The 9,948-nt window shown below is 59.3% G+C and carries 12 protein-coding genes; 6 read left to right on the top strand and 6 right to left on the bottom strand.

The window, feature by feature from the left end; genetic code table 11:
* Positions 1 to 195 (top strand): hypothetical protein (locus ACLD9W_RS11210; RefSeq protein WP_410842097.1); only part of this gene is annotated, 195 nt, incomplete at its 5' end.
* A 14-nt stretch (positions 196 to 209) separates the two neighbouring features.
* Here the strand turns inward: ACLD9W_RS11210 and ACLD9W_RS11205 are convergent.
* The 6 genes from ACLD9W_RS11205 to ACLD9W_RS11180 form a co-directional block, all read right to left on the bottom strand.
* Positions 210 to 797, bottom strand: coding sequence for a sigma-70 family RNA polymerase sigma factor (locus ACLD9W_RS11205; protein ID WP_410842096.1), 588 nt, complete (start codon positions 795 to 797; stop codon positions 210 to 212).
* Positions 794 to 1,546, bottom strand: a complete 753-nt coding sequence (locus ACLD9W_RS11200) for a putative DNA-binding domain-containing protein (RefSeq protein WP_410842095.1) — start codon at positions 1,544 to 1,546, stop codon at positions 794 to 796. The genes ACLD9W_RS11205 and ACLD9W_RS11200 overlap by 4 nt, the downstream gene beginning before the upstream one ends.
* Positions 1,527 to 2,378 carry a DUF692 domain-containing protein gene (locus ACLD9W_RS11195; RefSeq protein ID WP_410842098.1) on the bottom strand — a complete coding sequence of 284 codons (852 nt, stop codon included), beginning with the start codon at positions 2,376 to 2,378 and terminating at the stop codon, positions 1,527 to 1,529. Before ACLD9W_RS11195 ends, ACLD9W_RS11200 begins: the two co-directional genes overlap by 20 nt.
* 126 nt (positions 2,379 to 2,504) lie before the next feature.
* Positions 2,505 to 2,810, bottom strand: a complete 306-nt coding sequence (locus tag ACLD9W_RS11190) for a periplasmic protein (protein WP_036495623.1) — start codon at positions 2,808 to 2,810, stop codon at positions 2,505 to 2,507.
* 140 nt (positions 2,811 to 2,950) lie between these two features.
* Positions 2,951 to 3,409 (bottom strand): DoxX family protein, encoded by a 459-nt coding sequence (locus tag ACLD9W_RS11185; RefSeq protein ID WP_410842094.1) that lies wholly within the window; start codon positions 3,407 to 3,409, stop codon positions 2,951 to 2,953.
* A gap of 334 nt (positions 3,410 to 3,743) precedes the next feature.
* Positions 3,744 to 6,635, bottom strand: coding sequence for a FimV/HubP family polar landmark protein (locus ACLD9W_RS11180; protein ID WP_410842093.1), 2,892 nt, complete (start codon positions 6,633 to 6,635; stop codon positions 3,744 to 3,746).
* Positions 6,636 to 6,898: 263 nt separating this feature from the next.
* Between ACLD9W_RS11180 and ACLD9W_RS11175 the strand changes: the two genes are divergently transcribed.
* Genes ACLD9W_RS11175 through ACLD9W_RS11155 form a run of 5 tightly spaced genes read left to right on the top strand, consistent with a single transcriptional unit; the run spans position 6,899 to position 9,670 of the window.
* Complete coding sequence (locus tag ACLD9W_RS11175; RefSeq protein ID WP_410842092.1) at positions 6,899 to 7,450, top strand: septation protein A; 552 nt, start codon at positions 6,899 to 6,901, stop codon at positions 7,448 to 7,450.
* Complete coding sequence (locus ACLD9W_RS11170) at positions 7,443 to 7,739, top strand: YciI family protein (protein WP_410842091.1); 297 nt, start codon at positions 7,443 to 7,445, stop codon at positions 7,737 to 7,739. Before ACLD9W_RS11175 ends, ACLD9W_RS11170 begins: the two co-directional genes overlap by 8 nt.
* Positions 7,740 to 7,749: 10 nt before the next feature.
* A complete protein-coding gene (locus ACLD9W_RS11165) occupies positions 7,750 to 8,013 on the top strand; it encodes a BolA family protein (protein WP_410842090.1) in 264 nt (87 codons plus the stop codon).
* Positions 8,014 to 8,034: 21 nt separating this feature from the next.
* Positions 8,035 to 8,907, top strand: coding sequence for a peptidyl-prolyl cis-trans isomerase (locus tag ACLD9W_RS11160; RefSeq protein WP_410842089.1), 873 nt, complete (start codon positions 8,035 to 8,037; stop codon positions 8,905 to 8,907).
* Between the two features lie 16 nt (positions 8,908 to 8,923).
* Positions 8,924 to 9,670 carry a peptidylprolyl isomerase gene (locus tag ACLD9W_RS11155; protein ID WP_410842088.1) on the top strand — a complete coding sequence of 249 codons (747 nt, stop codon included), beginning with the start codon at positions 8,924 to 8,926 and terminating at the stop codon, positions 9,668 to 9,670.
* Positions 9,671 to 9,948: the final 278 nt, after the last annotated feature.

Here is a 9,948-nt window from a genome sequence, read left to right as displayed (position 1 = left end):
AAAATGCTCGCAAGGTGTCCAACCTTGCTGTGCTTTTTTCCTTGCATTCGGGCATTTTTTACTCAAAAAACCGTCTCGCAAGCTGAATGTCAACAGACCCTAGCGAGTCAAAATAAAAAACCTACGGCGTTGCTGCGCCTGGCCGTACTGCTTGTACTGTCTGCGGCTTGCTGCCTTGTATCTTTTTCATTTTGACTCGCTATAAATATTTACGCGGGCAGGTCGAACCAGTGTATCTGCAGGCAGCGGCGCAGGCCGTTGCGGGCGCGGTGGAGGATGACGTAGCAGTTGTCTTTGCTGATGGCAAACTCGCGGCAGATTTCGTCGACGTCCATGCCCATCACTTCGCGCAGGTAGAAGATGCGGGCGGTGTCGGCGGGCAGGCCGTCCATGCAGTGTTCGAGGATGCGGAAGAAGTCCTGCTGTTCGATGCTGCTTTCGGGTTCGTGCCAGGCGGCGGGGGCGGCGGATTCGAGCCAGTGGCCGTCTGAATCGAAGCAGGCGCGGTAGGCTTGGTCTATGGCTTCGTTTTCTTCCTGCAGGCTGTCGAGGCTGAGAGTGGCGCGGCTGCTGCGGAAGTGGTCGGTGATTTTGTTTTTCAGAATCGCCATGACCCAGGTTTTGACGCCGGATTTGCCGCCGAACTGGCTTTGTTTGTCCCAGGCGGCGGCAAGGGTTTCCTGCACGAGGTCTTCGGCCAGGGTTTTGTCGCGCAGTTGGACGGTGGCGAAACGCAGGATGTCGGGGCGCATGGCGGCGAGTTCGCCGCCGAAGTTTTGCGGGTCGGTTCGGGTCATAAAGGGGGTTCGGACACGGGAAGTAAGACGCCGGCTTCCACCCATTCGGCAATCAGGCCGTTGAGGGTTGCGCTGTCGAGGCCGTCTGAAAGTGCGGCCAGTTTGGCGGCGAGGGAGGAGACGGTGTCGCTTTGCGCTTCTTGGAAGTGGGCGAGCAGGAAGCGGTCGGCGCCGTCTAGGGCGCGGTAATATACCGTGCCGGTCGCGTCGCGCCAAGTGAGGACGGCGGCGGGGGTGTCCGCGTCGACGGTTTCGAGCTCGGAGGAGACGAAGTCGCAGGGGTAGTCTTTCAGGCGTGCGCCCGCCGCCCATTGCAGGACGGTGTCGGCGTTCCATGCGGACAGCGGCTCTCTCTGTTCGGCGGTTTCGGCGTGCAGCAGGTCGGTTTCAAAGGCCATCATGTGCAGGATGTTTTCAGACGGCCTTTCTGTCGCGGGCTTGGCGGCGACGTAGTCGAGAAACTGTTTGGGAATATCGTTGAAAAACGGCGACTGCGGGCGGGCTTCGATGAGGAAGCGCTCTTGCAGACGCTGCCACATTTCGGGCGCGATGAAGGCGCTGCTGCCGCTGAAACAGAGTTCGAGAAAGCTGCGCAGGTTGTTGAGCAGCAGGCGGCGGTAAACGGCCAGACGCTCGGGGGCGATGCCTGCGGGCGGCGGCAGGGCGGCGTCGCGGGCGTGGTCGGCTAGGGCGGCCTGGAAGGCGGCGGCGGGGTTTTCAGACGGCCTCTCATGCGGCTTGGTGTTCACGGCGCTCCCTTTCGGTTTGCTGTTGGATGGCGGCAATGCGGGCGACTTCGGCTTCGAGTTCGGCGAAGGGCGGCAGGTTGTTGTCGCGTTCGAGCAGGGTCGGCACGCTGCGCGGCAGGAGGCGGCAGACGTCAGCGAACAAGTCCCACACATCGTCGCACACGGGCTGGCCGTGGGTGTCGATCAGCAGGTCGGCGGCCTCGCGGTCGTGTCCGGCCATGTGCATATAGGTGACGCGGCCGGCGTCCACTTGGGCGATGTAGTCGCGCGGCGCGAGCAGGCCGTGATTGACGGCGTTGACGTAAATATTGTTCACATCAAGATGGATGTCGCAATCGGCCTCGCGGGCAACGGCGTTGAGAAACTCGACTTCGCTCATTTCGGCCAGCGGGCTGTGCGCGTAGTAGGAGGTGTTTTCCACGGCGATGCGCATTTCCAGCACGTCCTGCACGGTGCGGATGCGTGCGGCGGTGTGGCGCACCATTTCCCAGGTGAAGGGCAGCGGCAGCAGGTCGTAAACAAAGCCGTTGTGGTCGCAATAGCTCAGGTGCTCGGAAAAAAAGCCGATGCGGTAGCGGCGGATAAAGTCTTTAATCTGTTTGAGAAAATCTATACGCAGCGGATCGCGGCCGCCCAGCGACAGCGACAGGCCGTGGCAGGCAAGCGGAAAACGTTCGGCCACGCTGTCGAAATCGCGCCGCGCCGCGCCGCCCATCCGCAGCCAGTTTTCGGGGGCGGCTTCGATGAAATTAATACCGTCCGCATCGGGCAGGCGGTGGCGGAAATCCGCCGCCATGCTACGTTTGTAGCCGAGTCCGGCGCCTTGCAAAATGCTCATATCTGTCTCCTGACAATCAAACATGCTTACTGCAAACCTCTTGTGGTGGCTTGGGATAAACATACTCGGATTGAGGCCGTCTGAAAGGCCGTTTCCATCTTTCAGACGGCCTCCATCAGCTTATTTGCTGCCGCATTTGCCTTCGCCGCACTTGCCTTCGGCAGCTTTGGCTTTCACCGGCTTTTTCGCCTGTTTTTTCGCGGCACCGCATTTGCCCTCGCCGCACTTGCCTTCGGCGGCTTTGCTTTTAGCAGTTGCCGCAGCGCCGCATTTGCCTTCGCCGCAAGCGCCTTCGGCAGATTTTTTGGCAGCGGTTTTCACAGCCGCCTCACCCTGAACCGCGTGGCCGTCATGCGCCACGGCAGCCTGGCTGCCCAACAATGCCAATGCACCGGCCAAAGCGGCCAAAGAAGAAGTTTTTTTCATGGTCATACTCCTGAAATAAAAATTAAAAACGAAAAAAGCGAACGTATGCCGGAGAAGGCCGGCAGCCTGTGCAGGCCGTCTGAAAGAAGCCTCAACGAAGTGCAACCGCTTTGCGCCCCTTTTCAGACGGCCTGTATTCTTTACGGCTTGTCTGCCGCCTGCCTGCGCCGCGCCAGCAGCGCATCGAGCGAGAACCTGCCCGCACCCTGCAACAGCAGCGGCAACAAAAGAAGCAGATAAATGAAAGCCATTTTATAACCGTTGTCACAAACGTTGTAGCCGTTGCCCGCGTGCACCGCATACCAAGCCACCGCCGTCAGCACCATCAGAGCCGCCGCACCCAAGCGCGTAAACAGGCCGAACACCAGCAGCAGCGGCACCAGCAGCTCCGCACCCATCGCCAGATTCCAGCTCAAACCGGCAGGCAGCAGATCGAAAGGAAACGGAAACGCCTCGCGGATGTCGGCAAACCAGTTTTCGCCGCGCCATTTTTCCAAGCCCGCTTCTCCGAACTCGTAGGCGGCAAACAGACGCAGCGCCAGCAGCGCAACGCCCTGCCCCAATCCCTGCGTACTGCGGCACAAACAAGTTTGTTTCATTGCAAATATCCTTTTCGTCACATCATGTACGAGTAGACGGCCATACCGCCGAATCCTTACGACGCATCAGCAAATTTTTTACAACAAGAAAGCAAGCAAATGAATAAAAAGAAAATATTGTTTGATTTCCTGCCCACAGGAAAACAGACGAACAAACAGCAAAACAAAAGAAAAATGCCGCCATTCAAACCATAACAAACGGCAGCATGACGGATTTTCAGACGGCCTCTTGCCCGCAAAACGGCAAACGAGCGCGTCCCCAAACCGCATCCGCCCCAAACAAAAAAAGCCCGAACATTACGTTCGGGCTTGCTTATTCATTCGGGCAAAGGCATCAGCCGCCGATACTGGCCAGCAGCGCTTTCGATTTGGCCTGGATTTCGCCGGAGGACTCTTCAATCAGCTCGTACAGCGTTTCGCGCGCCGCATCGGGGTCGCCGATTTCGATATACATCTCGGCCAATTCGTATTTGGCTTCCAAAGGCGCGGTCATGCCGACCGACTCGGAAACAAACGCGGGCTTGTCTGCGCTGGCGGCTTGTGCGGCATCAAGGCTGCCCCAATCGATAACCAGATCGTCGGCGCTTTCAAGCTGGGAATCATCGAAGGTGACCGTGTCGGCCAAGCCGATTTCCGCATCGTCCTGCCAATCGGAGGCGGATGCCTGCGGCGCTTCGACAACGGGTTCGGCCGCCGATTCGGCAGCGGCAAACGGATCGGCCAAAGGCTCGGCTTCGGCCACACCGACGGTTTCCGGCTCGATCTGCAGCGCAACTTCCGCCGCAGGTTCGGGCTCGGCAAACGCGGCAAAATCGCCGGCAGGTGCCGCGGCTTTCACGGTTTCAACTAGGCCGAAATCGGGCAAATCGGCTGCGGGCGCAACGGTTTCCACGGTTTCCGCAACATCGAATCCCGACAGGTCGGCCGCGGGTGCGATAGTTTCCGCAGTATCGACAAAGCCGAAGTCCGACAGATCCGCTGCGGGCTGATCGGCCGTCTGAACAGGCTCGGCAGGCGCTTCAACCACATCAAACGACACTTCCGGCATATCGAATGCAAGTGCGGGCTCTTCAACGGCAACGGTTTCCGCCACTTCTGCCGTTTCTCCCGGAAATGCCGTTTCAAGCGCTTCGTCGGCCGGGACAAAGTCCAAAACGGGTTCGGTTACGGCGAAGGCTTCGGGGCCGGCAACAGAAACTTCGACGGTTTCATCCGCTTCGGCAACAGGCTGGACAGCCACGCTTTCCAAATCGAAATCCAGCGGCGCGGCTTCGTCGGCAGAGGCCGCCGGAACCGTATCCTCAACAAACGCGACAGATGCGGGTTCGGCTGCGGCCTGCGGCTCGACGGCAAATTCTTCAACGGCAAAGGCCAGGGGCTCTTCTTCGACAACAGCGCCGCCCGTACCCGCCCAAGAAACGGTTTCTTCTACTGCGGCGCCTGCATCGGCAACGGGTTCGGTCGCAAATGCGGGCAGTTCGGTTTCAAGCGGGGCTTCGGAGCGGGCAAATCCGGCAGTTGCCCAAGAAGTGACGGCAGGTTTTTCTTCCGCCGGGGCTTCCACTGCGAAAGATTCCGACTCGAAACTTTGCGCTGCGACTGTGTCGGCTGCGGGCTTGGCAAAGCCGACAGCCTCGGCCGCCACAGCAGGTTTGGCGGCAGCGGGAGCAGGTTCGACGGGCTGCGGAGCGGGTTCGGGCTTTTTGACGGCAAACTCGTCGGGCTCGAACACGCTTTCGGTCGATTCGATGCTGTCCCAATCGGCATTGGCGCGACGGCGGGTTTCTTCGTCGTCGGTCACCGCGCTGCTCATGATGCCGGCCTGCTGCTGATCGAGATCGAGTGCGCCGAGATTCAGATCGAAGTCGGCCTCGCTTTCGGTTCGGCCGATGTCGCCGCTGTCGGTGTTGTCGAAGAACACAATATCGTCTTCGACATCATCATCTGTAAATTCTTCTTCCGCTGCCTGGTTTTTGGTAATCGGCGCTTTCGGCTTTTCCGGTTTGGCAACGGGCTGGTGCAGACGGATGCCGTCCTGCTGGTCGAAAGGCGATTCTTCGTCTTCCGCTGCAGCGGCTTTGGGCGCGACTTTGCGGTTGAGCAACAGCTTGGCCAGCAGCAGCAAAACGGTCAGGCCGAGGCCGCCGGCCAGCACCCATTTCCACAGGAAGCCCCCGCCTTCACCCTCCTCTTCGGCTTCGGCAGACTCCTGCGCGGCAGGCTGTGCGCTTTGCGCGTCTTCGGCGGCGGGAGCAGGCTCGGAAGATTCAGGTTTGGCACTCTGCTGTCCGTCAGTTTCGGCGCTCTGCACATCCTGATCCTGCGGCGGTACTACGGTGTTTTCCGTCGCATCCGGAACGGCTTTTTCCGGCTCGGGTTTGGCCGCTTCGGGCGCGGCTTCCTGCTTAGGCGCTTCCGGCTGAGGTTTGGCTTTTTCGGCAGGCGTTTTTGCCGTTTTGATTTCGACATTTTCGGACGGCACGGCAGGCATGGCCGCAGACGGCTTGAACCCAGCAGGCAGGGTCAGCACCGTACCAGCCAGCAGGCGGTTGGGGTTGCCGCCGAGTTTTTTCGGGTTGGCCTTAATCAGCGCGCGCACAGCCTGGTCGGGCGACATATTGTCCGGCCGCAGCTGGTCGGCAATGATAAAGAGGGTTTCCTCCGGCCGAACGGTATGGCGGCCGGGTTCTGCCGTTTTCGCCGCAGGCTGCTTGGGCTCGGACGGCTTTTCAGACGGCCGCTGTGCTTTAGCCTGCTCGGCAGCCTTGTCTTTTTCGGCTGCGGCTTTTTCTTTCGCTTTGCTCTGCTCTTCGCGCGCAGGTTTGGCCGCTTCTTCTTTTTTCTCGTCCTTTTTCGCCTGCGCGGCCACGGCGGCTTTCGCTTTCGGGCTGGCCGGATCAAGCACGGCGGTGTACTGGCGCGACTGGCCTTTGACGCTCATTTGGAAGACGATAACAGGATCTTTGATGGCGGCAGCGGAGCTGAGGCTGACCACGGCATCGTTGCCCGATTTGCGCACATTGGCTTTCAGACGGCCGTCTGAAAAGGCGGGCTTGGTGCCTTTGAGCAGCTCTTTGGCTTCTTTGCCGGTGACGGTGACAGTGCCGGAAAACGGCTCGCCCAAACCGGAATTGACGCGCAGCCCGCCCAGCGCGGCCGGGGCTCCCGATGATGCCAACAGCGATACGGACAACGCTATCAGCTTAATTTTACTGTTCGCTTTCAAAATTCATCCCTCTTTAAGACTGCGGCGCGATTGCGGCCGCGTGGCTTTTACAGCCGCGTATCATAGCTTTGATTGCACATTCTTGCCAAATTTAACACGCCGAAAATAATGCTTATGCCTTTTTCATGTGGCTATCATGCGATTGTTTGCACACGCATCTTTGCCGAACGGCCGTTTTTTCCGTTTCGGCTGCAGCCAAAACAGGTGCAAAAAAAGGCGCGGGTCTGTATGATGGCGGTTTTCATTTTGCCGCCATTTTGCACATGAAAGCAGCAACCGACCTGATTGCCGTCATTCTCTTTTTCCTGACCTACATCCTCACCAAAAACATTATTTGGGCGACAGCCGTCGCCATTGCCGCAGGCATCGTCCAGGCGGCGTTTTTATGGTGGAAGTTCCGCCGCCTCGAAACCATGCAGTGGCTGAGCCTGCTGCTGATTGTTATCTTCGGCGGCGCAACGATACTCACGGGCGACCGCATCTTCATCATGTGGAAACCCACCCTGCTCTTTTGGTGCGGCGCGGCGGCGATGGCGGCAGCGGCGCTGATGAAGAAAAACGGCCTGCGCGCCCTCTTGGGCAAGGAAATCGAGCTGCCCGACGCGGTGTGGAAAAAGCTCACGGCCGCATGGATTGCCTTTCTGGCCACGATGGGCGCCATCAACCTCGCCGTCGCCTACCCCTTTACCGCCGAACGCGAAGCCGTTTGGAACAACTACAAATTCTTCGGTTCCACCACCCTGATGTTTCTTTTCTTTCTGGCACAGGGCATCTACCTGAGCCGCCACCTCACGCAGGAACAAAAAAATGACTGAACAATACTACATGCTCTTGGCCACCGACAACGAAGACGTGCGCGAAGCCCGCGCCCAAGCCCGCCCCGCCCATCTGGCGCGGCTGGAACAGCTCAAAGCCGAAGGCCGCCTGCTCACCGCCGGCCCCAACCCCATGCCCGACGATCCCGACAGCGTTTCCGGCAGCCTGATTATCGCCGCCTTCGATTCGCTCGATGCCGCGCAGGAATGGGCAGAACAAGACCCCTACGTCGAAGCGGGCGTTTACGCCGAAATGCTCATCAAGCCCTACAAAGCCGTTTTCAAATAACGGGGCGGGCATGGAACAGGAAATTCAGACGGCCTTGCAGCACCTGCATCCCGACGTATTCGAATTTACCGACGAAAGCCACCTCCACGCGGGGCACGCCGGCAACACCGGCGGCGGCCACTACCGCGTCCTCATCGTCAGCGCCGCCTTCGACGGCGTGCCCCGCCTAAAACGCCAGCGCATGGTCAAAGAGCCGCTCGACGGCCTCTTCAAAGCAGGCCGCATCCACGCTCTCGCCATCCGCGCCCTCACCCCCGACGAATTTTTCAACTGACCCACCCAAAGCGAGAAAACCATGAAAAAAACCCATATTGCCCAAGCACTGCTCATCGCAACCCTCTCCGGCAGCCTGGCCGCGCAAACCCTGGTAACGGTAAACGGCACCAAAATCGACAGCAGCGAAATCGACCGCCAGATCAAACTCATCCGCGCGCAAAACCCCAAAGTGCCCGACAGCCCCGAAATCCGCGACGAGCTGCTCGGCGACACCGTCACCCGCATCCTGGTCGCCCAAGAAGCACGCCGTCTGAAACTCGACCAGAGCGCCGAATTCAAAACCGCCTCCGAAAACGCCCGCAAAGCCGCGCAAAAAGTCGGCGATGACAAAAAAGCCGGCTTCAAACAACAATGGGAAGACTTCCAAAACGAGCTGCTCAACCAAGCCTTCGCCGCCCACATCGTCCAAACACAGCCCGTCAGCGAAGCTGACGCCCGCAAAACCTACGACGAAATGCAGGCCTACTACAAAGGCAGCGAACAAATCCAACTCGGCGAAATCATGACCCCGAAAAAAGCGGATGCCGAACAAGCTGTTAAAGACCTGAAAGCGAAAAAACCCTTCGCCGACACCGCCCGCAAATACTCCGCCGACCCCGCAGCCAAACAAAACGGCGGCATCAACAGCGAATACGACGCCCTCAAAGACCTCGAAAAAGCCGCACCGCCCGTTTACGCCGCCGTCAAAGACCTGAAAAAAGGCCAGTTCACCGCCACACCCGTCAACGGCAACGGCGTATACGGCGTCTTCTACATCAACGACCGCCGCCCCATGCAGATTCCCGCCTTCGACCAAGTCAAAGCCGGCATCACCCAAAACATGATGCAGCAGAAACTCGAAAACGCCGTCGGCAGCCTCTACCAAAAAGCCACCATCACACCGGCCAAATAAACCCACAGGACACACCATGAAACACAAACCGCTGCTCACCCTCATCGCCCTGGCCGCCGCCGGCATCGCCGCCGCGGCCGCCCCCAAAATCGACGGCGCCCGCATCGACGTCCTCCTCAAACAAATGACCGAAATGGCGCCCGAAGGCGCGGGCGAGCCCCCTGCCGACATCCGCGCCCAAATCGAAAAAAGCCTGGCCGCCGACGAAGTCCTCAAAGCCGAAGCCCTTAAAGCCGGACTCGACAAACAACCCGAAGTCCGCGCCCGCTGGCAAAACGCCGAAGCCCGCTTCTACGCCGACCAATACGCCGACTACCTCGCCGCCACCGTCACCGTAGACGACGCCGAACTGCGCGCCGCCTACACCGAACAGACCCGCGCCGTCAAACTGCAACAGGTCGGTTTCCCCACCGAGGCCGAAGCCCTCGCCGCCCAACAGCTGCTGCTCAAAGGACTCAGCTTCGAAAAACTGATGGAGCGCCACCCCAACCCCGCACAGGCGCAGCTTGCCAAACCCGTCGCCCTGGCCGAACTGCCGCCCGAGTTGGCCGCCGCAGCCGCACCCATGCAGCGCGGCGAAATCAGCCGCAAGCCCGTCCCCTTCCAAGGCGGCTTCTACCTGCTGAAAATCGCCGCCGTCGAACAGGCCGCCGACGCCCCTCCTTTCGACCAGCTCAAAGACCAAATCGCCGCCCTGCTCAAACAGCGCAAAACACAGGAAAAAATCGCCGCCCTGCTCAAAGAACACGGCATCGAAATGTAAATCCGCCGCAGGCAAAAGGCCGTCTGAAACCCGTTTTTCAGACGGCCTTTCATCTGCCCGAACGCCTCCCCGCCAAGCCCAAAAACCCGCGTGCGCTGCTGCGCAACACGTCCTGCCCGCCTCCCTGCATAAACCCCGCATATTCCCGAATTTTGTTTTAATTTGTTAAGTTAGGCGTAAGTAACAAAATGGAGGCTAAAAATCCCCGCAAGCCTTATCCTATAAGGCTTTAAAAGAGGTCAAAGGCTTTGAATACAAAAAATGCCCTTTTTGCGACT

The sequence above is a fragment of the Neisseria sp. WLZKY-1 genome (genome assembly GCF_046546535.1).
GTDB lineage: Bacteria > Pseudomonadota > Gammaproteobacteria > Burkholderiales > Neisseriaceae > Neisseria.
The sequence above is the reverse complement of the archived record's forward strand: the minus strand, read 5'-3'. Positions and strand labels throughout refer to the sequence as shown.

What these genes read in the sequence shown, in the direction of transcription:
- ACLD9W_RS11165 (WP_410842090.1), top strand. Translation starts at nt 7,750, where the DNA reads ATGGAACAGGAAATTCAGACGGCCTTGCAGCACCTGCATCCCGACGTA.
- ACLD9W_RS11185 (WP_410842094.1), bottom strand. Translation starts at nt 3,409, where the DNA reads ATGAAACAAACTTGTTTGTGCCGCAGTACGCAGGGATTGGGGCAGGGC.
- ACLD9W_RS11205 (WP_410842096.1), bottom strand. Translation starts at nt 797, where the DNA reads ATGACCCGAACCGACCCGCAAAACTTCGGCGGCGAACTCGCCGCCATG.
- ACLD9W_RS11155 (WP_410842088.1), top strand. Translation starts at nt 8,924, where the DNA reads ATGAAACACAAACCGCTGCTCACCCTCATCGCCCTGGCCGCCGCCGGC.
- ACLD9W_RS11190 (WP_036495623.1), bottom strand. Translation starts at nt 2,810, where the DNA reads ATGAAAAAAACTTCTTCTTTGGCCGCTTTGGCCGGTGCATTGGCATTG.
- ACLD9W_RS11170 (WP_410842091.1), top strand. Translation starts at nt 7,443, where the DNA reads ATGACTGAACAATACTACATGCTCTTGGCCACCGACAACGAAGACGTG.
- ACLD9W_RS11160 (WP_410842089.1), top strand. Translation starts at nt 8,035, where the DNA reads ATGAAAAAAACCCATATTGCCCAAGCACTGCTCATCGCAACCCTCTCC.
- ACLD9W_RS11175 (WP_410842092.1), top strand. Translation starts at nt 6,899, where the DNA reads ATGAAAGCAGCAACCGACCTGATTGCCGTCATTCTCTTTTTCCTGACC.